Source organism: Curtobacterium sp. PhB146 (assembly GCF_004342995.1).
Taxonomy (GTDB): domain Bacteria; phylum Actinomycetota; class Actinomycetes; order Actinomycetales; family Microbacteriaceae; genus Curtobacterium.
Genome location: NZ_SMBN01000001.1, coordinates 385,513 through 407,580, shown reverse-complemented (window position 1 = coordinate 407,580; position 22,068 = coordinate 385,513). Strand labels below are relative to the sequence as shown.

Annotated in this window: 23 protein-coding genes; 16 read left to right on the top strand and 7 right to left on the bottom strand. The window is 71.1% G+C overall.

Annotation, left to right across the window (positions count from 1 at the left end; translation table 11 throughout):
- The first annotated feature begins 47 nt into the window (after positions 1–47).
- Complete coding sequence (locus EDF33_RS01975; protein WP_131845893.1) at positions 48–266, top strand: hypothetical protein; 219 nt, start codon at positions 48–50, stop codon at positions 264–266.
- 93 nt (positions 267–359) lie between these two features.
- Here EDF33_RS01975 and EDF33_RS01970 read toward each other — a convergent pair whose 3' ends face one another.
- The 4 genes from EDF33_RS01970 to EDF33_RS01955 are packed head-to-tail and all read right to left on the bottom strand — an operon-like array spanning position 360 to position 3,325.
- Positions 360–887 carry a GNAT family N-acetyltransferase gene (locus EDF33_RS01970; protein ID WP_132099168.1) on the bottom strand — a complete coding sequence of 176 codons (528 nt, stop codon included), beginning with the start codon at positions 885–887 and terminating at the stop codon, positions 360–362.
- A 22-nt stretch (positions 888–909) separates the two neighbouring features.
- Positions 910–1,848 (bottom strand): aldo/keto reductase, encoded by a 939-nt coding sequence (locus EDF33_RS01965; protein ID WP_132099167.1) that lies wholly within the window; start codon positions 1,846–1,848, stop codon positions 910–912.
- A gap of 51 nt (positions 1,849–1,899) precedes the next feature.
- Positions 1,900–2,520, bottom strand: coding sequence for a hypothetical protein (locus EDF33_RS01960; protein WP_131845897.1), 621 nt, complete (start codon positions 2,518–2,520; stop codon positions 1,900–1,902).
- Positions 2,521–2,569: 49 nt separating this feature from the next.
- A complete protein-coding gene (locus tag EDF33_RS01955) occupies positions 2,570–3,325 on the bottom strand; it encodes an SDR family oxidoreductase (protein WP_132099166.1) in 756 nt (251 codons plus the stop codon).
- Positions 3,326–3,360: 35 nt separating this feature from the next.
- On the opposite strand from EDF33_RS01955, the gene EDF33_RS01950 reads away from it, so the two are divergent.
- Entirely contained in the window at positions 3,361–4,209 is an 849-nt protein-coding gene (locus tag EDF33_RS01950; RefSeq protein WP_132099165.1) for a putative RNA methyltransferase, read from the top strand.
- A 19-nt stretch (positions 4,210–4,228) separates the two neighbouring features.
- On the opposite strand, the gene EDF33_RS01945 is transcribed toward EDF33_RS01950, so the two are convergent.
- Positions 4,229–4,648: a VOC family protein gene (locus EDF33_RS01945; RefSeq protein ID WP_132099164.1), complete on the bottom strand. Its 420-nt coding sequence runs from the start codon at positions 4,646–4,648 to the stop codon at positions 4,229–4,231.
- A 62-nt stretch (positions 4,649–4,710) separates the two neighbouring features.
- Here EDF33_RS01945 and EDF33_RS01940 point away from each other — a divergent pair, with 62 nt between their 5' ends.
- From EDF33_RS01940 to EDF33_RS01910, 8 genes are all read left to right on the top strand, one after another.
- Positions 4,711–5,658 (top strand): WYL domain-containing protein, encoded by a 948-nt coding sequence (locus tag EDF33_RS01940; RefSeq protein ID WP_132099163.1) that lies wholly within the window; start codon positions 4,711–4,713, stop codon positions 5,656–5,658.
- A 61-nt stretch (positions 5,659–5,719) separates the two neighbouring features.
- Complete coding sequence (locus EDF33_RS20030; protein WP_165918692.1) at positions 5,720–5,890, top strand: hypothetical protein; 171 nt, start codon at positions 5,720–5,722, stop codon at positions 5,888–5,890.
- Positions 5,887–5,976 carry a potassium-transporting ATPase subunit F gene (locus EDF33_RS01935; RefSeq protein WP_017887940.1) on the top strand — a complete coding sequence of 30 codons (90 nt, stop codon included), beginning with the start codon at positions 5,887–5,889 and terminating at the stop codon, positions 5,974–5,976. Before EDF33_RS20030 ends, EDF33_RS01935 begins: the two co-directional genes overlap by 4 nt.
- A gap of 8 nt (positions 5,977–5,984) precedes the next feature.
- Positions 5,985–7,676 (top strand): potassium-transporting ATPase subunit KdpA, encoded by a 1,692-nt coding sequence (kdpA, locus tag EDF33_RS01930; RefSeq protein ID WP_132099162.1) that lies wholly within the window; start codon positions 5,985–5,987, stop codon positions 7,674–7,676.
- A complete protein-coding gene (gene kdpB / locus EDF33_RS01925) occupies positions 7,673–9,766 on the top strand; it encodes a potassium-transporting ATPase subunit KdpB (protein ID WP_132099161.1) in 2,094 nt (697 codons plus the stop codon). The genes kdpA and kdpB overlap by 4 nt, the downstream gene beginning before the upstream one ends.
- A gap of 2 nt (positions 9,767–9,768) precedes the next feature.
- Entirely contained in the window at positions 9,769–10,374 is a 606-nt protein-coding gene (gene kdpC / locus EDF33_RS01920; protein ID WP_132099160.1) for a potassium-transporting ATPase subunit KdpC, read from the top strand.
- Between the two features lie 126 nt (positions 10,375–10,500).
- Positions 10,501–12,993 (top strand): ATP-binding protein, encoded by a 2,493-nt coding sequence (locus EDF33_RS01915; RefSeq protein WP_132099159.1) that lies wholly within the window; start codon positions 10,501–10,503, stop codon positions 12,991–12,993.
- A complete protein-coding gene (locus EDF33_RS01910; RefSeq protein WP_131877734.1) occupies positions 12,990–13,691 on the top strand; it encodes a response regulator transcription factor in 702 nt (233 codons plus the stop codon). The genes EDF33_RS01915 and EDF33_RS01910 overlap by 4 nt, the downstream gene beginning before the upstream one ends.
- On the opposite strand, the gene EDF33_RS01905 is transcribed toward EDF33_RS01910, so the two are convergent.
- Positions 13,675–14,520, bottom strand: a complete 846-nt coding sequence (locus EDF33_RS01905; RefSeq protein WP_132099158.1) for a LuxR C-terminal-related transcriptional regulator — start codon at positions 14,518–14,520, stop codon at positions 13,675–13,677. The two genes, EDF33_RS01910 and EDF33_RS01905, sit on opposite strands and share 17 nt — an antisense overlap.
- A 111-nt stretch (positions 14,521–14,631) precedes the next feature.
- Here EDF33_RS01905 and hxlB point away from each other — a divergent pair, with 111 nt between their 5' ends.
- The 4 genes from hxlB to EDF33_RS01885 all read left to right on the top strand — a co-directional run bounded on the left by hxlB (position 14,632) and on the right by EDF33_RS01885 (position 17,185).
- The gene (gene hxlB, locus EDF33_RS01900; protein ID WP_132099157.1) at positions 14,632–15,195 is read left to right on the top strand and encodes a 6-phospho-3-hexuloisomerase; all 564 of its coding nucleotides are present in this window, start codon (positions 14,632–14,634) and stop codon (positions 15,193–15,195) included.
- A gap of 11 nt (positions 15,196–15,206) precedes the next feature.
- A complete protein-coding gene (hxlA, locus tag EDF33_RS01895) occupies positions 15,207–15,833 on the top strand; it encodes a 3-hexulose-6-phosphate synthase (protein ID WP_111083537.1) in 627 nt (208 codons plus the stop codon).
- Positions 15,834–15,953: 120 nt separating this feature from the next.
- The gene (locus tag EDF33_RS01890; protein ID WP_132099156.1) at positions 15,954–16,448 is read left to right on the top strand and encodes a GNAT family N-acetyltransferase; all 495 of its coding nucleotides are present in this window, start codon (positions 15,954–15,956) and stop codon (positions 16,446–16,448) included.
- Entirely contained in the window at positions 16,445–17,185 is a 741-nt protein-coding gene (locus tag EDF33_RS01885) for an alpha/beta hydrolase (protein WP_132099155.1), read from the top strand. The genes EDF33_RS01890 and EDF33_RS01885 overlap by 4 nt, the downstream gene beginning before the upstream one ends.
- A gap of 24 nt (positions 17,186–17,209) precedes the next feature.
- Here EDF33_RS01885 and EDF33_RS01880 read toward each other — a convergent pair whose 3' ends face one another.
- Positions 17,210–18,565 (bottom strand): APC family permease, encoded by a 1,356-nt coding sequence (locus tag EDF33_RS01880; protein ID WP_132099154.1) that lies wholly within the window; start codon positions 18,563–18,565, stop codon positions 17,210–17,212.
- Between the two features lie 145 nt (positions 18,566–18,710).
- Between EDF33_RS01880 and EDF33_RS01875 the strand changes: the two genes are divergently transcribed.
- Both EDF33_RS01875 and EDF33_RS01870 read left to right on the top strand, forming a co-directional pair.
- Complete coding sequence (locus EDF33_RS01875; protein ID WP_132099153.1) at positions 18,711–19,478, top strand: HAD-IA family hydrolase; 768 nt, start codon at positions 18,711–18,713, stop codon at positions 19,476–19,478.
- 76 nt (positions 19,479–19,554) lie between these two features.
- Positions 19,555–22,065: a glycosyl hydrolase family 65 protein gene (locus EDF33_RS01870; RefSeq protein WP_131845909.1), complete on the top strand. Its 2,511-nt coding sequence runs from the start codon at positions 19,555–19,557 to the stop codon at positions 22,063–22,065.
- Positions 22,066–22,068: the final 3 nt, after the last annotated feature.

Below are 22,068 nucleotides of genomic sequence, written 5' to 3'. Positions count from 1 at the left end.
TCGGGTCTTCTGCGGCGGTTCAGAGGCGGCACTCAAGGTCGCCCGGCATGCTCGTCGGCATGTCGATCGCGAACTCGTGGGACCCGTCTGGTGGCCGTGCAATCCCGGAGGACCAGGTCCGCGAGGACGGGCTGGAGCTCGACGAGGACCCGGCGATGCTCGGGATCTCCTTCGACGTCGTGGGTGGTGCCTCCGCCGACCCCGCCGCGGTGTCCCCGGTCGACGTGCGCGTCCCGTCCTCGGGGACCCCGGCGTCCTCCGACTGAGGCGTACCTGGTCGAATCGGGCGTACCTAATCGGAAGTTTCGACCAGGTACGCCCGAAACCGTCTTGCATCGCGCGCGCTCTGGGAAAGAACGTCAGCGCGCGAAAGAGTCTGGGACGCGGTACTTGAAGCCGACGTGCGATCCGGTGAAGCCGAGGCGCTCGTAGAACCGGTGCGCATCCGTCCGGGCGGCGTCCGAGGTGAGCTGCACGAGCGGGGTCCCGAGGTCCGGCGCTGCGACGTCGGTCACCCAGCGCATCAGCGCGCTGCCGATGCCTCCCGAGCGGAGCGCACTGCTCACGCGGACGGCCTCGACGAGCAGCCGCGTCGAACCCCGGCGAGCCATGCCCGGGATCCGGGTGAGCTGCAGCGTGCCGACGAGCCGACCGGACTCGTCCTCGGCGACGAGCAGCGCGTTCGCCGGGTCGTCGGTGATCGATCGAAGGGCCGCGGCGTACTGCGGGCGGTCCTCCGGGGCGGCGACATCGCCGCGGGCGGCACTGATCGGGTCGTCGGACAACAGCGCCATCAGGGCGTCGAGGTCGCCGTCGACCGCGTTCCGCACCACCACCGAACCGGCGCGGGCGGACAGGCGGACGGGCAGGGTGAGGTCGTGGAGCACGACTCCACCCTGCCCGACGGACTCACGGAACGGTGTGCCCCGCAGCGGTGAAGATCCGGTACCACTCCTCGCGCGACAACTCGACGTCCGAGCCGGCCGCCGAGTCGCGCACGCGCTGCGGGTTCGTCGTGCCGAGGACGACCTGGAAGTGCGCGGGGTGCCGGGTGATCCAGGCGACCGCGATGCCGGTCGGGGTGACCCCGTGCGCGGCGGCGATCTCCTCGAGGACGTCGTTGAGGTCGGCGTACTGTTCGCGGTCGCCGAGGAAGACGCCGTCGAAGAACCCCTTCTGAAACGGCGACCAAGCCTGCAGCGTGATGTCGTTGATCCGCGAGTAGTTGAGGATGTCGTTGTCGCGGGAGATCGACTGGTCGAGGCCACCCATGTTCGCCGTGAGGCCCTGCGAGATGACGTTGGCGTGCGTGATGCTCAGCTGCACCTGGTTGAAGGCGAGCGGCTGCTGGACGTGCTTCTTGAGCAGGTCGACCTGGCCAGGGGTGTGGTTCGAGACGCCGAAGTGGTGCACCTTGCCGGCGGCGTGCAGCTCGTCGAAGGCCTTCGCGACCTCTTCCGGCTCCACCAGGGCGTCGGGGCGGTGCAGGAGCAGGATGTCGATGTACTCGGTCTGCAGCGCGGTGAGCGATTCCTCGACCGACTCGAGGATGTGCTCGTACGAGAAGTCGAAGTACGCGCCGTTCGGGGTCGGACGGATGCCGACCTTGGTCTGCAGCACGATCTCGGCGCGCTCCGCCGGCGACAGCGTCACGGCGGCACCGAACCGCTCCTCGCAACCGTGCCACTCGCCGTACACCGCGGCGTGGTCGAACATGTTCACGCCCGCGTCCCGCGAGGCGCTGTAGAGCGCGCGGATGTCCTCGTCGCTCATGTCGTTGATCCGCATCAGGCCGACGACGACGTCGGATGCGGTGAGGTCCGTCTGTGGCAACTCCAGTGTCTTCACACCATCGATCCTGCCAGCCGGTCCCCGGCGCAGGCAGGCCCTGCCAGTACCTCAGGCGCGTTCGGGCAGCAGGACGGCGAGCACTCCGGAGCCGTCCGTCCACGTACCGGTTAGCTTCTCGCCCTCGGGCAGGGCGGTGCCGACGACCCGAGCGATGACGATCGTGCCGTGGTCGGTCGCGATCGACGTCACCGCGCCCGTCGTGGTCGCGTGCACCGAGGTGACATCGGGGGAGTCGGGTTCGGAGCCGCTGCCGCTGGCCCAGGCGTCCTTCGGCCGCCGTCCGGCATCGTTCGCGAGTTCGAGCTCCGCTTCGTGCCCGCCGGTGACGATCGCCCGGCGCAGGACGTCGGCGTGGACGGGATCGCCCACGGCGTCGTACACCCAGCGTCGCCCGAGCACGGAGTGGTCCATCTCGGTGACCAGGAACGCGTCGGCGCCGGGCAGCGGTGCGTCCCGGTAGGTCAGTGGCGCCTGCAGGACCCGGCCGTCCTCGGTGCGGGCGAGCAGCACTTCGACGCCGACCTCGCCGGCGGGATCGTCGAACCGGAACTGCCCGACGACCTGCAGCGGCGCTCCCGCGACGACGCCGCTCCACGCCTGGTCGGGCAGCCAAGCGGCGAGCGCTTCGGCCTTGGAGGGGCGGAGCGTTGCCTGCTCGATGACTGCCATGCCCCGACCGTACTGCTGCGCAGCACCCTGCCGTCGGCGCACCTCGAGGTCAGTGGACGGAGAACCCGCCGTCGACCGCGATCGACTGCCCCGTGACGTACGCCGAACCGGGGCCGGCGAGGAACACGGCAGCGGCGGCGAAGTCCGACGCGAGTCCGTTCCGGCCGACCAGCGTCCGCGCCGCGAGGGCTGGCACCGCGGCCGGGTCGGACCCGAGCCGCTCGTTGAGCGGGGTGCGCACGAAACCGGGGATGAGGACGTTGGAGGTGACCCCCTGCGCGGACCAGGCCTCCGCTTGGGACCGGGCCAGTGCCTCCAGGCCGGCCTTGGAGACCCCGTACGCGCCACTCGAGGCGAACGGACGGTGCGCCTGCTGCGAGCTGATGCTGATGATCCGGCCGTGGCCGCGCGCGGCCATGCCGGGTGCGAGCCGCTGGCCGAGCACGAAGGGTGCGTCGAGGTTCACGGCCATCGTGGCGTCCCAGGTGTCCTCGTCGAGGTCGGCCATCGGCGGCCGGAGGTTGATCCCCGCGGAGTTCACGAGGACGTCGACGTCACCCGCCGCGTCGGCGAGGGCGTGTGCCCCGGCACGCGAGGACAGGTCGGCCACGATGCCGTCGGCCGATCCTCCAGCGGCGCGGACGTCGTCGACCGTCGCGTCGATGGTTGACCGTGTCCGAGCAGCGACGAGCACGTGCGCACCCGCGTCGGCGAGTGCGGTGGCGATGGCGCGTCCGATGCCGGAACTGCCTCCTGTCACGAGGGCGGTGCGTCCGTCGAGACCGAAGAGCTGCTGCAGCGACATCCGGCCAGGCTAGCGAGGCCCCGTACGCTGGGCCGGTGCGTGACGACCTGCTGCCGATGCTCGCCTGCCCCGTGTGCGCCGAGCCCCTCGGTCGGGTCGACGGCGGCCAGGTCGGCTGTGCGACCGGGCACCGGTTCGACGAGGCCAAGCAGGGCCACCTGACGCTCCTGCCGGCGAAGCGTCGGGCGCTCACCGCGGACACCCCGGAGATGGTCGACGCGCGGCTGCGGTTCCTGGGACGGGGCCACTACGCGCCTGTCGAGCGGGCGCTCGCCGACGCCGTCGCCGAGGCGACGGCCCCCGGCATCGTGCTCGACGTCGGGTCCGGTCCGGGGACCTACCTGGCGCATGCGCTGGACGCAGCGCACGTTCCGGACGGTGCGGACGTTCCGGACGGTGCGGACGGGAGGCTCGGGGTTGCGCTGGACCTGTCGGCCATCGCGATCCGACGGGCGGCCCGCGTCCACGAACGTGCCGGAGCCGTCGTCGGGGACGTGACCGAGCGCCTCCCGGTCGTCGACCACGCTGCCACCGTCGTCCTCGACGTCTTCGCTCCGCGCAACCAGACCGAGTACGCCCGCGTCCTGCACCCCGACGGCGTGCTGGTCGTCGTGACCCCGCGCACCGGCCACCTGGCGGAGCTGGCCGAGGCGACGATCTCCGTCGACCCGGAGAAGGAGCGGCGGCTGCTCGACTCGCTCACGCCGTCGTTCGTCCTGCGGTCCTCCGAGGACCTGACGTGGACGATGGACCTCTCCGCCGAGGACGTCCACGACGTGGTGCACATGGGGCCGAGCCACCACCACGTCGCACCGGACGCGGTGTTCGCCCCAGCGACGGTGACGGCCGCGGTCACCGTGTCGACGTGGACGCCGACGCGCTGACCGCGGCCCTCGGAACGCGCTAGCGGTCGGCCGGGGCGACGTCGAGCTGCCAGACCACGCCGAACCGGTCGCGGAGCTGCCCGGCGAGCGGCGCCCAGGCCGAGGGAGCGAGGGGCTGCCGGATCTCGGCGCCGTCGGACAGCACGGCCCAGTACCGCTCGATCTCAGCGGAGTCGTCGCCGTGCACGAACACGTAGAACGCGTTCGATCCCCGGTCGTAGGGCTGCCCGGGCCAGACGTCGAAGGCCATGACCCGGAACCCGGCGTCGGTGGAGACCTGGCCGAAGACGATGCGGTCGGCCCAGGCCTGGTCGTCCAGGGCGCCCATCTGGCCGTAGGTGGCGGCGGTGACCTCGCCGCCGAAGACCGATGCGTAGAAGTCGAGGGCCTCGCGGGCATTGCCGTCGAAGTTGAGGTGGGGTGTCGTTTCGATGCTCATGGAACGAGGATGACCGGCAATGCGGTCAGATCATGTCCGCTTCTCCGACGAGAATGCTCGACATGGCCGGACCCTCCTCGCGCATGCTCGCGCTGCTGTCGCTGTTGCAGGTGCACCGCGACTGGCCAGGCGACGAGCTCGCCGGACGCCTCGAGGTCAGCCCCCGCACGGTCCGCCGCGACGTCGACCGGCTCCGCGAGCTCGGGTACCGGGTGGAGGCGCTCCGCGGGCCGGCCGGGGGCTACCGGCTCGCAGCGAGCTCGGACCTTCCGCCGCTGCTGTTCGACGACGACCAGGCCGTGGCGATCGCCCTGGCGCTCGCCGTCGCACCCGCCTCGGGCGCGGACATCGCCGAGTCGGCCGCCCGGGCGCTTGCGACGATCCGGCAGGTCATGCCGGGGCGGCTCCGGTCGCGCATCGACGCGGTGCAGGCCGTGACCGCGACGAGCCGCACCACGACCGACCCGGACGTCCTGGTGGCGGTGAGCGAGGCCGTCCACCTGCGCGAGGTGTTCCGCTTCGGCTACGGCGAGGACGAGACCCCGCACCGGGTGGAAGCGCACGCCGTGATCGCGCGGAACGGCCGCTGGTACCTGCTCGACTGGGACCTCGACCGCGACGACTGGCGCACCCATCGCATCGACCGGATCACCCCGCGGATGCGTACGCGGGTGCCGTTCACCCCACGGCCCGTACCCGGTGGCGACCCCGTGGTCTTCGTGGCGGCGCGCTTCAAGGGATCGGCGCAGGCCGACGTGTGGCCGTGCGTTGGTGCGGTCACCATGACGGCCGCCGAGGCCCGGACGATCGCGCACTACCTGCCCGAGGGCGCCGTCGTCGAACCCCTGTCCGACGAGCGGAGTCGTGTCACGCTCGGTTCGTGGTCCTGGCCGGGTCTCGCCGGAGCGTTCGCGGGCTTCGCGATCGACTTCGTGGTCGAGGGTCCCGAGAGCCTCCGCGACGCCGTCGGTGCGTTGACCACGCGCCTCCAGGCGGCGAGCGCGCGTTAGCGGGGCGCATGCGTCCGCCAGGGCGGCGTGAGGAAACCGTTAGGAGCGCCCAGGAGGCCCGGTGCAGGATCCAGCATCGGTCCAGGCACCACACGTGGTGCCGTCCGCGTCGCCCGACGCGGACACCGCAGACCTTCTGGAGTCCCTCGTGTTCGACGTGTTCGTCGTCGCCGGTGTCCTCGCCGTGTTCGGCGTGGTGGCACTGATCGCCAAGGGGGTGGAACGGCTGTGATCGGCATCACCATCGCGGCCGCCGTCCTCGGCATCGCCGCTGTCGTGTACCTCGTCTGGGCGCTCGTGCGTCCGGAGCGGTTCTAGTGGGCGCCGTGGGCGCGTCGGGCGCCGCGGACGTCTGGGCGGGGATCGTCCAGGTCGCCACGCTCGTCCTGCTGCTCGTCGTCGCCTACCGGCCGCTCGGCGACTGGATGGCCCGGGTCTTCACGCCCGTCCGGCACAACCGGGTCGAGCGCGGGGTCTACCGGCTGATCGGGGTCGACCCGGACGCCGAGCAGTCGTGGGCCGTGTACCTGCGCGGCGTGCTGCTCTTCAGCGTCGTCGGCCTCCTGCTCGTCTACCTGCTGCAGCGCATCCAGGTCGTGCTGCCCGGCGACCTCGGGCTCCCTGCCGTCGGCCCGTCGCTCGCGTTCAACACCGCGGCGTCGTTCGTCGCGAACACGAACTGGCAGTCCTACTCGCCCGAGGTCACCGTCGGGTACAGCGTGCAGATGGCCGGCCTCGCGGTGCAGAACTTCCTGTCCGCAGCCGTCGGCCTCGCCGTCGCCGTGGCACTGGTGCGCGGGTTCGCCCGCCGCAAGTCCGGCACGCTCGGCAACGTGTGGGTGGACGTCGTCCGCGGTGTCGGCCGACTGCTGCTGCCCGGGGCGTTCGTCTTCGCGATCGTGCTCGTCGCCGGCGGCGTCATCCAGTCGTGGGGGAGCGGCACCGACGTCACCACGCTGGTCGGTGGCACGCAGCACCTGCCGGACGGGTTCGTGGCGTCGCAGGAGGCGATCAAGGAACTCGGCACGAACGGCGGTGGCTACTTCAACGCCAACTCGGCGCACCCGTTCGAGAACCCGCAGGCGTGGACGAACCTGGTCGAGGTCTTCCTGATGCTCGTCATCCCGTTCTCGCTGCCGCGCACCTTCGGCCGGATGGTCGGCGACGACCGCCAGGGCTACGCGATCCTCGCCGTGATGGGCGCGATCTTCCTCGTGTCCCTGTCGGTGATGTCGATCGCCGAGCTCAGCGGTGGGGGGCTCGCCACACACGCAGCCGGTGCCGCGATGGAGGGCAAGGAGACCCGGTTCGGGATCCTCGGCACCACCCTGTTCGGCACGACGTCGACCGCGACCTCGACCGGTGCGGTGAACGGCATGTTCGACAGCTTCACGCCGATCGGCGGGATGATGGCGATGCTCAACATGATGCTCGGCGAGGTCACCCCCGGCGGTGTCGGTTCCGGTCTGTACGGCATGCTCGTGCTCGCCGTCATCACGGTGTTCATCGGCGGGCTGCTCGTCGGCCGGACCCCGGAGTACCTCGGCAAGAAGATCCGCGCCAAGGAGATGACCTTCGCGGCGCTGTACATCCTGGTGACGCCGACCCTCGTGCTCCTCGCCACCGGACTGTCCCTGGTCATCCCCGGCGTCCGCGAACAGGTACTCGGCACGTCGATCTTCAACCCCGGCAACCACGGGCTCTCCGAGCTGCTCTACGCCTTCACCTCGGGTGCGAACAACAACGGCTCGGCCTTCGGCGGGCTCACCGCGAACACCACGTGGATGAACTCCGCGCTCGGCGTCGTGATGCTGCTCGGGCGCTTCGTGCCGATGGTGTTCGTCCTGGCGCTCGCCGGGTCCCTCGCCGCCCAGGACCGCGTACCCGAGACCGCCGGCACGCTGCCCACCCACCGCCCGCTGTTCATCGGGCTGCTCGGCGGCGTCGCCGTCATCGTCACCGCACTCACCTACTTCCCGGTGCTCGCACTGGGCCCGCTCGCAGAAGGACTGTCATGACCGTGACCACCGAGCCGGAACCGCGCACCGCAGTGGAGCCGGCCACCCGCTCGTCCGCATTCGGACCCCGTCAACTGGTGGCGGGCCTCCCGGGAGCCCTGCGGAAACTCGATCCGCGACTGATGTGGCGGAACCCCGTCATGTTCATCGTCGAGGTCGGCGCAGCCCTGACGACGGCGGCCGCCGTCGTCGAGCCGTCCGCGTTCACCATCGCCATCGCGGTGTGGCTCTGGCTCACCGTCGTCTTCGCGAACCTGGCGGAGTCGGTCGCCGAGGGCCGTGGGAAAGCGCAGGCCGACACGCTGCGGAAGACCCGCTCGACCACGAGCGCCCGACGGGTGCTCGGCTACGACCCGGCCGACGCAGCGGCGATCGGCAACGAGACCGAGGAGGTCGCGTCGGTCGACCTGGCCAAGGGTGACGTGGTGGTCGTCGTCGCCGGCGAGGTGATCCCCGGTGACGGTGACGTCATCGACGGCATCGCGTCCGTCGACGAGTCGGCCGTCACGGGGGAGTCCGCACCGGTCATCCGCGAGTCCGGCGGCGACCGCAGTGCCGTCACCGGCGGCACCCGGGTGCTGTCCGACCGGATCATCGTGCGCATCACCTCGACCCCTGGTGAGACCTTCATCGACCGGATGATCCGCCTCGTCGAGGGTGCAGCCCGGCAGAAGACGCCCAACGAGATCGCGCTGAACATCCTGCTCGCCTCGCTGTCGATCGTCTTCGTGATCGTCTGCCTGACGATGCAGCCCATCGCGGGACTCGTCGGTGCCACGGTCAGCGTCCCCGTCCTGATCGCCCTGCTCGTCTGCCTCATCCCGACCACCATCGGCGCCCTGCTCTCCGCGATCGGCATCGCCGGCATGGACCGGCTCGTGCAGCACAACGTGCTCGCGATGTCGGGCCGCGCGGTCGAGGCCGCCGGCGACATCACCACCCTGCTGCTCGACAAGACCGGCACGATCACGTACGGCAACCGTCGGGCGTCCCGCGTGGTGCCGGTGCCGGGCGTGAGCGAGGCTTCGCTGATGGCGGCAACAGCCCTGTCGAGCGCGGCAGACTCGACGCCCGAAGGCCGCTCGATCGTGTCGCTCGCTGCCGACGCCGGGGTGACGCCGGCACTGCCGGACGGTGCCGTCGAGGTGCCGTTCACGGCGCAGACGCGCATGTCCGGTCTGGACCTGCCGGACGGGTCGCAGATCCGAAAGGGTGCCGCTGCGGCCGTACTGGCCTGGGCAGACACCCCCGAAGCCGGTTTGGTTGCCGCGATCGACTCCACCGTCGCGGAGATCTCCGACCAGGGCGGCACCCCACTGGTCGTCGGCCGCCGCTCCTCGGACGGCGCGGTCGCCCTGCTCGGCGTCGTGCACCTGAAGGACGTCGTCAAGGACGGCATGGCGTCACGGTTCGCCGAGCTCCGGTCGATGGGCATCCGCACGGTGATGATCACCGGTGACAACCCCCGAACCGCGGCCGCGATCGCGCACGAGGCCGGCGTCGACGACTTCCTGGCCGAGGCCACCCCGGAGGACAAGCTCGCGTACATCAAGCGCGAGCAGGAGGGCGGCAACCTCGTCGCGATGACCGGCGACGGCACCAACGACGCCCCGGCCCTGGCGCAGGCCGACGTCGGCGTCGCGATGAACACCGGCACGACGGCGGCGAAGGAGGCGGGCAACATGGTCGACCTCGACTCCGACCCGACCAAGCTCATCGACGTCGTCCGGATCGGCAAGCAGCTGCTCATCACCCGTGGTGCCCTGACCACCTTCTCCATCGCGAACGACGTCGCGAAGTACTTCGCGATCATCCCGGCGATGTTCCAGGCGGCGTTCCCCGGGCTCGCGGCGCTCAACATCATGGGGCTGCACAGCCCGTCGTCCGCGATCCTGTCCGCCGTCGTCTTCAACGCGCTCGTCATCGTGGCGCTCATCCCGCTGTCACTGCGCGGCGTCAAGTACCGCGCCGCCGCAGCGTCGTCGATCCTCGGCCGCAACCTGCTCGTCTACGGGCTCGGCGGCGTGATCGTCCCCTTCATCGGCATCAAACTGATCGACCTCGTGGTCGGTCTCATCCCGGGGTTCTAGTCATGGCATCTGCACGTTCCACCGTCCGTTCCGCTGGTGTGGCCATCCGCCTCACCCTGCTCGCCACCGTCGTGCTCGGCGTCGGCTACCCGCTCGCCGTCTGGGGCGTCGGCCAGGGGGTGTTCCACGAGCAGGCCAACGGCTCGGAGATCACCGATTCGTCCGGCGCCGTCGTCGGGTCCTCCCTCATCGGGCAGTCGTTCTCCGGCAAGCAGGCTGATCGCTGGTTCCAGTCGCGGCCCTCCGCAGCTGGCGAGGACGGCTACGACGCCGGGGCCTCGTCCGGCTCGAACCTCGGGCCGAACAACCCGGACCTGCTCAAGGCCGTCAAGGAGCGGCAGCAGGCGGTCGCGAAGGCCGACGGTGTGTCCGTGTCCGAGGTGCCGGCCGACGCCGTAACGGCCTCGGGCTCGGGTCTCGACCCGGACATCAGCCCGGCGTACGCGGCGCAGCAGGTGGCGCGTGTGGCTGCGGCGCGGGGGCTGTCCGAGGACCGCGTGCGTGCACTGGTGGTGCAGCACACCGAGTCGCGCCAGCTCGGGTTCCTCGGCGAGCCCGTCGTGAACGTGCTGGCCCTGAACCTCGCGCTGGCGAAGGCATCCTCGTGATCGATCGCGCCCCGCGGTGGTCATCGCGCCCCGACTCACCGGGGCGCGATGACCACTTGGGGGCGCGATCCCGCCCTGCGCCCGGCTTCGCGCCCGCTGCGGAACTCGACGCGAGAGGATGAGCACGTGAAGCGCGGCAAGCTACGGGTCCTGCTCGGTGCCGCACCGGGCGTCGGCAAGACGTTCACCATGCTCGAGGAGGGCCGCCGGCTGCTCGACGAGGGACGGGACGTCGTCGTCGCCGTGGTCGAGACGCACGAACGTGCTGCCACCGCCGCGCTCGTCGACGGCCTCGAGGTCGTCCCGCGCCGCACCGTGGACCACCGCGGCGTGGAGCTCGACGACCTGGACCTCGACGCGGTGCTCCGGCGAGCGCCCGAGGTCGCCCTCGTCGACGAACTCGCGCACACGAACGCTCCCGGCAGTCCGAACGAGAAGCGCTGGCAGGACGTCGAAGCGCTGCGGGCCGCCGGCATCGACGTCATCTCGACGGTCAACGTGCAGCACATGCAGTCCCTCGGCGACGTGGTCCGCGAGATCACCGGCACCGTGCAGCGCGAGACCGTCCCCGACGCCGTGGTGCGCGCGGCCGACCAGATCGAGGTCGTCGACCTGGCACCGGCCGCCCTGCGCGAGCGGCTCTCCGACGGACTCGTGTACCCGGCTGCCCGGATCGATGCGGCCCTGTCGAACTACTTCCGGCTCGGGAACCTGACGGCGTTGCGCGAGATCGCGCTGCTCTGGCTGGCGGACGAGGTCGACGACGCGCTCAAGGCCTACCGCGCCGAGCACGGCATCGAGCACCGGTGGGAGACCCGGGAGCGCGTACTGGTCGCCCTGACCGGCGGCCCCGAGGGCGAGACCCTCCTGCGCCGCGGTGCCCGCATCGCTGCCCGCAGTGCCGGGGGTGAACTCGCGGCCGTGCACGTGACGACGAACGACGGCCTGCGCGAGCGCCACCCGGGGGCGCTCGGTGCCCAACGCACCCTGCTCGAACAGCTCGGCGGGACGTACCACCAGGTGGTCGGCGACGACGTGCCGTCGACCCTCGTGCGGTTCGCGCGGTCGATCGACGCGACCCAGATCGTCATCGGCGTCAGCCGTCGCAGTCGGCTCGCCGCGGCCCTGACCGGCCCGGGCATCGGCAACACGGTGATCCGGGAGTCGGGCGACATCGACGTGCACGTCGTCACGCACGAGCGCGCCGGTGGTGGCTTCGCCCTGCCCAAGCTCGGCGGCAGTCTGTCCCGCGGACGGGTCCTCGCTGCGTTCGTGCTCTCGGTCCTGGTCGGGCCCCTGCTCACCTGGGTCCTGTTGATCGGCAGCGACCCCGACGCCATCACCGTGGACGTCCTGGCGTACCAGTTGCTGGTGCTCGTCGTGGCGCTCGTCGGCGGGATGTGGCCGGCGGTGTTCACGGCGGTGCTGTCCGGACTGAGCCTCGACTTCTTCTTCGTCCAACCCCTGCACATGGTCACGGTGCAGCAGCCGTGGCACCTCTTCGCCCTGGTCATGTACGTCATCAGTGCCGTGCTCGTCAGCTTCGTGGTCGACCGGTCCGCCAGACGTTCGCGTGCTGCCCGTCGCGCCGCGGCGGAGTCGGGTCTGCTGATGGGGATCGCCGGCAGCGTCCTCCGCGGCGACGACGCCCTGCAGGCCCTGCTCGAACGCACCCGCGAGGCCTTCGGGTTCGCCGGTGTCCGGATCCGGCAGGGGAACGAGGAACCGGCCACGTCGGGGACGTTCGGCGAATCGCCGGACGCGTCCACGAGCCTCCCGTCCGGTGCCGTGCTCGAGTTTGCGGGCGCTCCGGACGACCCGACGCAGCGCCGGTTGCTGCGCGTCGTCGAGCAGCAGCTCGACGCCGCGGTCGAACACCGCTCGTTGACGCGCACCGCGCTGGACGCGGAGCGGATCGCGGCGGCTGACCGCGTCCGCAGTGCGATCCTCGCGGCCGTCGGCCACGACGTGCGTCGGCCGATCGCGGCCGCCTCGGCCGCCGTCCAGTCGTTGCGTGCGCTGGACGTCGACCTGTCCAGGGCCGACCGGGAGGCGCTGCTCGCGACCGCCGACGAGAGCCTCGGTCAGCTGGCGGTGCTGTTGGCAGACCTGTTGGACGTCAGTCGTGTGCAGGCGGGTGTGCTCGCGGTCGCGTCGGGGCCGCTGGCCCTCGACACCGTGGTCGCACCGGCGCTCGACGAGCTCGAGCTCGGGCCCGACGACGTCGACCTCGACCTGCCGGCGGACTTGCCGCCGGTGCTCGCCGACCCCGTCCTGCTGCAGCGGGTCGTCGTGAACCTGCTCGCGAACGCCGTCCGCTACGCACCCGACGGCACCCGCGTGCGCGTCGCGGCGAGCGCCTTCGGAGGCGGGGTCGAGCTCCGGATCGCCGACCACGGTCCGGGTATCCCGTCGGACCGGGTCGACGAGGTCTTCCAGCCGTTCCAGCGGCTCGGCGACACCGACAACGAGACGGGCCTCGGGCTCGGGCTCGCACTCGCGCGGGGCTTCACCGAGGGCATGGGCGGCACGATCGAGGTCGACGACACCCCGGGTGGTGGGCTCACCGTCGTGGTGCGGCTTCCGATCGCCGGGCACGTGGGAGTGGAGCTCCGGTGAAGGTCCTGATCGCGGACGACGACGCGCAACTCGTCCGAGCGCTCACCGTCACGCTCGCCGCCCGCGGGTACGAGGTCGTGACGGCGAAGGACGGGCGCGCGGCGATCGACGCCGTCATCACCGAACGGCCCGACCTGGTGCTGCTCGACCTGGGCATGCCCCGGCTCGACGGCATCGGGGTGCTCGAGGGCATCCGGGGGTGGTCGCAGGTGCCGGTGCTCGTGCTGTCCGGCCGGACCGACTCGTCCGACAAGGTCGACGCACTCGACGCCGGCGCGGACGACTACGTGACGAAGCCGTTCCAGATGGACGAGCTGCTGGCGCGGTTGCGAGCCCTCGGACGACGCCGTGCCCCGGCCGGCGTCGACAGCGCGCCGACGATCCGGATCGGCGACCTCGTCGTGGACCTCGTCGCGAAGCAGGTCACCCCGGCCAGCGGTCCCGCGATCCGGCTGACCCCGACGGAGTGGCGCCTGCTCGAGGTGCTCGTCACGAACCCCGACCGGCTGATGACCCGCGAGATGCTCCTGACCGAGGTGTGGGGGCCGTCGCACGGCAACGACTCCGGGTACCTGCGGCTGTACATGGCGCAGCTGCGGCGGAAGCTCGAGCCCGACTCGGCGACCCCGCGGTACCTGGTGACCGAGTCCGGCATGGGCTACCGCTTCAGCCCCTCCGGGGTCACGCCCGGGAACTGAAGGCGGCGAGCTCGGCACGGGTGCGGGCCCCGTGCTTCCGGAGCAGGTTCGCCACGTGGTACTTCACCGTGTTGACGCTGATGCCCAGGCCCTCGGCGATCTCGCGGTTGCCGATGCCCGTCGCGAGCAGCCGCAGCACGTCGCGCTCCCGCGGGGTGAGGTCGTCGTCCGCGACCGAGTCCACCTCGGTCGGCGACGGGTCGAGGGGCAGCGAGATGTCGAGGACCGAGCCCCAGTCCGGCGTACTCGACACCTGGACCCGGCCGTCGAGGGTGACGACCCGTTCTGCGATCGGCCGCATGGCGTCGTCGTGCACGTCGAGGGTGCCGGAGCCGTCGTCACGGAGCTGCATGAGCAGGTTCCGGCCGTCGCAGTCCCACTGGATGCGGACCCGCTTGGCCGCACCGCCGTCGACCAGGGCGAGCACGGCGGTCCGGACGATGGCGCGGGCCGCGTGAGCGACGTCGCCCGGCAGTGCGCGGCCGGTGGTCGGCGGCTCGACGAACTGCACGTCGAGGTCGCCGAACCGGACGAGCGGGCGCAGGTCGGCTCGGAGGCGCGAGAACGCCCCGGTGACCGGCTCGAGCAGGGTGCTGCGCTGGTGGTCGGTCTCGGTGCGCAGGTCGACGAGTGCTGCCGACGCGATCTCGACGGCCTCGGCCCGCGCGGCGGCGTCCGACACCCGTGGTGACCGGAGCACGGCGAGCACGGACTCGAGGGTGAGCGCCTGACGGTCCGCCTGCTCGGCGACGGTCCGGGCGTGCTCCGAGGCGGCGAGCCGACTGGCGGGCTCGCCACGGGCCTCCCGGTCGGGTGCGATGGCGTCCATGGGAGCCGAACCTACCTGTCCCACCCGTGCGGACGGGGCCACCCGATCGGGTGGGATGCCTGCCGACGCGGGTAGCGGTGCGGCGGGCCGCGCGACGGCATGCTCGTGGACATGGCAGAACCCACCGTCCCCGCAGCGTTCGACGTGATCGTGCGCGAGGTCACCGACCTCGCCGCGAACGTCGACGACGCGGCGGCCGAGCGCGCCCTCGACCTGATCGACCGCTCCCACCGTGTCTTCGTGCACGGTGCCGGCCGTTCCGGACTCGCACTGCGCATGACCGCGATGCGGCTCATGCACCTCGGTCGCGACGTCCACGTCGTCGGAGAGGTCACCACGCCCGCGATCCGGCCCGGGGACGTGCTCCTCGTCGCGAGCGGTTCCGGCACGACCACCGGCATCGTGCAGGCCGCCCGCACCGCGCACGACGTCGGCGCGTCCGTCGTCGCCCTGTCGACCACCGACGACTCCCCGTTGTCCGAGGTCGCGGACGTCACCCTCGTGCTGCCGGCAGCGACGAAGACCGACCGCTCCGGCACGGCCTCGGCGCAGTACGCCGGCAGTCTCTTCGAGCAGGCCGTCGCCCTGGTCGGCGACGCCCTGTTCCACACGCTCTGGTCCCGCGGCGGGCAGTCCGCCGACAACCTCTGGCCCCGACACGCAAACCTCGAATGAAAGGCATCCACATGCAGCTCCAGTTCGCCATGGACACCCTGACCACCGAAGCCGCCCTCGAACTCGCCGCCGCGGCCGCGCCGCACGTCGACGTCCTCGAGCTCGGCACGCCCCTGATCAAGAGCGCCGGCCTGTCCGCCGTCACCGCGATCAAGGAAGCCCACCCGGACAAGATCGTCTTCGCCGACCTCAAGACGATGGACGCCGGCGAGCTCGAGGCCGACATCGCGTTCTCGGCGGGCGCGGACCTGGTGACCGTCCTCGGTGTCGCCGGTGACTCGACCATCGTCGGTGCCGTCAAGGCCGCGAAGAAGCACGGCAAGGGCATCGTCGTCGACCTGATCGGCGTCTCCGACAAGGCCGCCCGTGCCCGCGAGGTCGTCGCGCTCGGCGCCGAGTTCGTCGAGGTGCACGCCGGGCTCGACGAGCAGGCGGAAGAGGGCTTCACCTTCTCGACGCTGCTCGACGCCGGCAAGGAGTCGGGTGTGCCGTTCTCGATCGCCGGTGGCGTGAACGCGTCCTCCGTCGCCTCGGTGCAGGAGGCCGGTGCGCGCATCGCCGTCGCCGGCAGCGCGATCTACAGCGCGTCGGACGTCGGCGCAGCAGCCGCGGAGATCCGCGCCGCGATCACGGCGTAGCGCCCGCGGCGCGTGTGCCCGCGGCGGCCGCGCCGCGATGGTGAGCAGAAATGGTCGAGTGCGCATCACGCACCCGACCATTTCTGCTCACCGAGGGACCTCCGCCGGTACCGTCGAGGCGTGACGATCGAGCTGCGCCGCGTGACCGCGGACGACTGGCACGTCTGGCGACCCGTCCGGCTGCGGGCGCTCGCCGACTCCCCGCACGCGTTCGGCTCGACGCTGCAGGACTGGGCGGACGCCCCCGAGCACCGCTGGCGGACACGCCTGTCGATCCCCGGTGCGCTCGACCTGCTGGCGGTCGCCGGCGAGGGTGACGTCGTCGGGATGGCGAGCGGTGTCCCGGGCGCCGACGCCGGTGCGCCAGCCCAACTCATCTCGATGTGGGTCGACCCCGCAGCCCGGGGCCGAGGCGTCGCACGTGCCCTGATCGAGGCGATCGCGGAGTGGGCAGCGGCCTCCGGTGGCAGGGCGCTCGAACTCTCCGTGATGCCCGACAACACCGTCGCCCGGCACACCTACGAACGCGCCGGGTTCACCGCACTCGACGAACCGGGCGATCCCCTGCCCGACGGTCGGAACGAGGTGCTGATGCGCCGTACGGTGGTCGCATGAACCGAGTACTGCGGTGGACCGCGTGGATCGTCGCCGTGCTGTTGGTGGTCGTGGTGGTGTTCCTCGTCTGGGCGCACATCGTGATGCAGGGCACCCGGAGCGCTGCGCTGCAGGTCTGGCGCGACGACCGTGTGTCGGTCCAGGATGCCGGTGACTCCGTGGTGATGACGCCCACGGGGCGGGCCGACGGCAAGGGCATCGTGTTCATCCCGGGTGCGAAGGTCGATCCGTACGCGTACATGGCGACCTTCCGGCAGGTGGTCGCGAACGGCACGACGGTCGTCATCACGAAGCCGACCCTGAACCTCGCGTTCTTCGACACCCGACCGCTCTCCACCTTCGAGGCGCACGCGCCGGACGTCGCGACCTGGGCGGTCGGCGGGCACTCGCTGGGCGGGGTCCGCGCCTGCCAGCTCGCGCAGGACGCTGACGGCCTGCTGCTGCTCGGCAGCTACTGCGCGAACGACATCAGCAGCTCGTACATCGACGTGCTGAGCGTCTCGGGCTCGCGTGACGGGCTCTCGACCCCCGACAAGGTCGACGCGGCCCGGCACCTGTTGCCGTCGACCGCGACGATGACCGAGGTCCAGGGTTCGAACCACGCCGACTTCGGCGCCTACGGGGACCAGCCGGGCGACCGCACGGCGACCATCAGCCGCGAGGCCGCCCGCGAGCAGATCTCCTCGGCGATCGAGGAATGGGCGCGCGACCTGCCGCCGGCCCCTGGCCTGCGCTGACCGGGATGCCCGTGGCGCGTCGCGTCAGCGGATGACGCCCGCCTCGTGGTCGCGTCCAGAGCGTCGCCCGGTGATCCGGGCGACGAAGTACAGCACCACGCCGACGGCGAGCAGGATCGCCGCGTAGAGCCAGACCTGCCCGCTCTGCTGCGTCAGCAGCAGCACGCACGACGCGACGCCGAGCACGGGGACGAACGTCCACACGCGGAAGTGGTCGTGGTCGACGCGGTCGCGGCGCAGCACCAGCACGGCGACGTTCGTGCTGATGAACACGAAGAGCAGCAGGAGCACGACGGTCTCGGCCAGGACGCCCACGTCGCCGACCAGGGTGAGGAGCATCGCGACGACGGTGGTCGCCACGATGGCGGTCCACGGGGTCTTCCGGTTCGGCAGCACCTTGGCCAAGAGCGCGGGCAACAGACGCTGCTCCGCCATGCCGTAGGTCACCCGGCTCGACATGATCATGGTGAGCAGGGCGCCGTTCGCGACGGCGACCAGGGCGATGAGGCTGAAGACCCAGTCCGGGATCGGGACCCCGCTGGCCGACACCACGGCCAGGAGCGGCCCGGTCGAGTCCGACAGTTCGGACGCCGGCAACGCGATCGAGCTGGCGAGGCCGACCAGGACGTAGACGACGCCCGCGGTGGCGAGGGCACCGAACAGGGCCTTCGGGTAGACCCGGCTCGGCTCGCGGACCTCCTCCGCGACGTTCGCCGAGGTCTCGAACCCGACGAACGAGTAGTACGCGACGATCGCCGCGCTCAGGGTCGCGAGCGCCGGGTTCGCCTCGGTCGGGAACTCGCCGATGCGGGAGACGTCGCCGCCTCCGCCGCCGAGCATCACGGCGACGACCACGATGACGATCACGAGCCCGGAGACCTCGATGACGGTCATCACGACGTTGCTCCTCAGCGAGTCCGAGATGCCGCGGGCGTTCAGGCAGGCGATCAGCGCGAGGAACACGATCGCGGTCGGGACGGGCGGCAGGTCGACGAACGTGCCGAGGTAGTCGCCGGCGAACGCGAGCGACAGACCCGCAGCGCTCGTGACACCGGCCGCGAGCATGCTGAACCCGACCAGGAACGACACGATGGGCGTCTTGTAGGCACGCTCGGCGAACACCGCAGCGCCGCCGGCCTTCGGGTACTTCGTCACGAGCTCCGCGTACGAGCCCGCGGTGAGGAGGGCCAGCAGCAGTGCCAGCAGGAGCGGTGCCCAGAGTGCACCGCCCACGTCCTTCGACAGGGTGCCCATCAGTGCGTAGATCCCGGCGCCGAGGACGTCGCCGAGGATGAAGAGGTACAGGAGCGGCCCGGTGATGGCCTGCTTGAGCTTGGATCCGGCGCCGTCGTGCTGGGGCGCCGCGGTGTCGCTGGTCATGGTGGAGCCTTCCGTCCGGACCAGCGTGTCGACCGGCGGCTCAGGGAGTTCACAGGCCGCCGGCCGCGGTTGAACACGCGTGCTTGAGCGGTCCTAGACTCGACGAGAGCAACGTCCACGAACCCCGTTCCCTGAAGGGCTGCAGATGACGACGCCGACCCGGCGCACACCCGCGCGACTCGCGGACACGCGAGCGCTCCTGTTCGACCTGGACGGTGTCCTCACCCCCACCGCCGACGTGCACATGCGCGCCTGGAGCCGGCTCTTCACGCCGTACCTCGAAGCGCACGGGGTCGCGCCGTACACAGAGGCCGACTACTTCGCGTACATCGACGGCAAGCCGCGGTACGACGGCGTGCGGTCGCTCCTCGAGTCGCGGGGCATCGACCTGCCGCAGGGCACCCCGGACGACGGCCCGGACGACGACACCGTGTGCGGTCTCGGCAACCGGAAGAACGCCGAGTTCACCGCCGAGCTGGACGAACACGGCGTCGAGCCGTACCCCGGCTCGCTCCGGTTCCTCACCGCCGCGATCGACGCCGGCTTCCACGTCGCGGTCGTCTCGAGCTCCGCGAACGCCGTCTCGGTGCTGCGGACCGCCGGCATCCTCGACCGGTTCACGGTCGTGGTCGACGGGCTCGTCGCCCGTCAGGACGGCCTGGCCGGCAAGCCCGCCCCCGACACCTACCTGGACGCGGCCGGGCGCTTCGGACTGACCGCCGCCGAGTGCGTCGTGGTCGAGGACGCCACCAGTGGTGTCGAAGCCGGCCGGAACGGGGCCTTCGGGCTCGTCGTCGGGGTCGACCGCGGAGCGGGCGCCGACGCGCTGCGTGAACACGGTGCCGACGTCGTCGTGACGGACCTCGCCGACCTGGTCGCGGACCTTCCCCACGCGACCACCAGCACGACGTAGCCAGCGCGCCGGAGGCGAGCCGCGCCTCCCGGTCGAACCGACGTCCCCACGCCACCCTCCCTTCCCACGGAGCACCATGAACCCCATCACCTCGGACCCGCTCGACCGCGTCCGGTACCCGATCGACGAGTGGGCCCTCGTCGAGACCGAGTACACCCCCGACCAGCAGGGCGTCGCCGAGACGAACTTCGCCGTCGGCAACGGGTACCTCGGCCTGCGCGGCAACCTCGACGAGGGCCGCGGCGGTGTGCAGTACGGCACGTACATCAACGGGTTCCACGAGACCTGGCCGATCCGGCACGCCGAAGACGCCTTCGGGTTCGCCAAGACCGGCCAGACGATCATCAACGCGCCCGACGCCAAGGTGATCCGGCTCTACGTCGACGACGAACCCCTCGTGCTGGCCGAGGCGGACATCCTCCACCACACGCGGCGCCTCGAGTTCCGCGGCGGCTACCTGTTCCGCGAGACCGAGTGGTCGACGCCCTCCGGCAAGCGCGTGCTGATCCGGTCCCGCCGCCTGGTGTCGTTCACCGATCGGCACCTCGCCGTCATCGACTACGAGGTCACCGTGCTCGACGCGGACGCCTCGATCCTGCTGTCCAGCCAGATCCTGAACCGCCAGGACGTGCAGGACGAGTACCACGCCGGGATGCGGGCGGCCGCGAACGCCTTCGACCCGCGCAAGGCCGAGGCCTTCACCGACCGGGTGCTCGAACCGAAGCTCAAGCGCAGCACCGGTGCCCGCTCACTGCTCGGGTACCAGGCGTCGAGCTCCGGCATGACCATCTGCGTCGGTGTGGAGCACCACCTCGAGACCGAGAACAGCTGGGACGAGTCGTCGTCGATCGACGACGACCTGGCGAAGCACGTCTACCGCGTCCAGGCGCGTGCCGGGCAGCCGATCCGACTCGTCAAGCACGTGGTGTACCACACCTCCCGCGGTGTCCCGGTGCGCGAACTCGCCGACCGCTGCGACCGCACGCTCGATCGGGCGCACGCCGAGAACATCGACGAGACGTTCGAGAAGCAGCGCGTCTGGCTCGACGACTACTGGGCACGCAGCGACGTCGAGATCGCCGGGCAGCCGGAGATCCAGCAGGCCGTCCGGTGGAACCTGTTCATGCTCGCGCAGGCCACGGCCCGCACCGACGGGCACGGCATCGCCGCCAAGGGCGTCACGGGCTCCGGCTACGGCGGGCACTACTTCTGGGACATGGAGATCTACGTCCTGCCGTTCCTGTCGTACACGGCGCCGATCGTCGCCCGGAACGCGCTGCGGTTCCGCTACAACATGCTCGACGCCGCACGCTCGCGGGCACGCGAGCTGAACCAACGGGGTGCCCTGTTCCCCTGGCGCACGATCAACGGCGAGGAGTCGAGCGCGTACTACGCCGCCGGCACCGCGCAGTACCACATCGACGCCGACATCGCCCATGCCCTGATGCAGTACGTGCGGGCGTCCGGTGACACCGAGTTCCTGAAGCGCGGGGCGATCGACGTGCTCGTCGAGACCGCTCGGCTGTGGGCCGACCTCGGCTTCTGGCGCTCCAACGGCGACAAGAAGTTCCACATCGACGGCGTCACCGGTCCCGACGAGTACACGACCGTCGTCGACGACAACCTCTACACGAACGTCATGGCGCGGGCGAACCTGTGGTTCGCGGTGAACGCGTGCCGCGAACTCGCCGCCGACGACGTCGAAGAGTACGACCGGATGGTGCGCCGCACCGGTCTGCGCCCCGACGAGCTCGTCGAGTGGGAGCACGCCGCCGAGTCGATGGAGATCCCCTTCGACCCGCACCGTGGCATCCACCCGCAGGACGCCCAGTTCCTCGACAAGGAACTCTGGGACCTCGAGAACACCCCCGAGTCCAAGCGTCCGCTGCTGCTCCACTACCACCCGCTGGTCATCTACCGGTTCCAGGTGCTCAAGCAGGCCGACGTCGTGCTCGCGCTGTTCCTGCAGGGGCACGAGTTCACCGCGGCCGAGAAGCGTCGCGACTTCGACTACTACGACGCGCTCACCACGGGCGACTCGACGCTGTCGGCGGTCGTGCAGTCGATCATGGCGGCCGAGGTCGGGTACCACGACCTCGCCGACCAGTACTTCCAGACGGCGCTCTACGTCGACCTGGCCGACCTGCACGGCAACACCTCGGACGGCGTGCACATCGCGTCGACCGGTGGCATCTGGGGTGCGCTCGTCAACGGGTTCGGCGGCATGCGCGACCACGGCGGCCGGATGACGTTCAACCCGCGACTGCCGCGGCACTGGGACTCGTTGACCTACCGTCTGACCGTGCGCGGGTCGCGGGTCCGGGTCGACCTCGGGCAGGACGCCATGACCTTCACGGTCGAGTCCGGCACGGGTTTCACCGCCTGGGTGCACAACCAGCAGTGGGACATCGAGGCCGGCGAGCCGACCGTTGTTCCGTTGCCGCACCAGGGGCCGCGGATGTCCGGGCACGCACCGACCACGAGCGACATCCAGGGCACGCTCCGCGCCGACGGCTCCGTGATCACGGCCTCGATCCCGACGATCTCGCTCCAGCGCGACTTCGACGTGGACGAGACGACCGCTTAGGGC

What these genes read in the sequence shown, in the direction of transcription:
- EDF33_RS01975 (WP_131845893.1), top strand. Translation starts at nt 48, where the DNA reads ATGCTCGTCGGCATGTCGATCGCGAACTCGTGGGACCCGTCTGGTGGC.
- EDF33_RS01960 (WP_131845897.1), bottom strand. Translation starts at nt 2,520, where the DNA reads ATGGCAGTCATCGAGCAGGCAACGCTCCGCCCCTCCAAGGCCGAAGCG.
- EDF33_RS01955 (WP_132099166.1), bottom strand. Translation starts at nt 3,325, where the DNA reads ATGTCGCTGCAGCAGCTCTTCGGTCTCGACGGACGCACCGCCCTCGTG.
- EDF33_RS01945 (WP_132099164.1), bottom strand. Translation starts at nt 4,648, where the DNA reads ATGAGCATCGAAACGACACCCCACCTCAACTTCGACGGCAATGCCCGC.
- EDF33_RS01940 (WP_132099163.1), top strand. Translation starts at nt 4,711, where the DNA reads ATGGCCGGACCCTCCTCGCGCATGCTCGCGCTGCTGTCGCTGTTGCAG.
- kdpB (WP_132099161.1), top strand. Translation starts at nt 7,673, where the DNA reads ATGACCGTGACCACCGAGCCGGAACCGCGCACCGCAGTGGAGCCGGCC.
- kdpC (WP_132099160.1), top strand. Translation starts at nt 9,769, where the DNA reads ATGGCATCTGCACGTTCCACCGTCCGTTCCGCTGGTGTGGCCATCCGC.
- EDF33_RS01905 (WP_132099158.1), bottom strand. Translation starts at nt 14,520, where the DNA reads ATGGACGCCATCGCACCCGACCGGGAGGCCCGTGGCGAGCCCGCCAGT.
- hxlB (WP_132099157.1), top strand. Translation starts at nt 14,632, where the DNA reads ATGGCAGAACCCACCGTCCCCGCAGCGTTCGACGTGATCGTGCGCGAG.
- hxlA (WP_111083537.1), top strand. Translation starts at nt 15,207, where the DNA reads ATGCAGCTCCAGTTCGCCATGGACACCCTGACCACCGAAGCCGCCCTC.
- EDF33_RS01885 (WP_132099155.1), top strand. Translation starts at nt 16,445, where the DNA reads ATGAACCGAGTACTGCGGTGGACCGCGTGGATCGTCGCCGTGCTGTTG.
- EDF33_RS01880 (WP_132099154.1), bottom strand. Translation starts at nt 18,565, where the DNA reads ATGACCAGCGACACCGCGGCGCCCCAGCACGACGGCGCCGGATCCAAG.
- EDF33_RS01875 (WP_132099153.1), top strand. Translation starts at nt 18,711, where the DNA reads ATGACGACGCCGACCCGGCGCACACCCGCGCGACTCGCGGACACGCGA.
- EDF33_RS01870 (WP_131845909.1), top strand. Translation starts at nt 19,555, where the DNA reads ATGAACCCCATCACCTCGGACCCGCTCGACCGCGTCCGGTACCCGATC.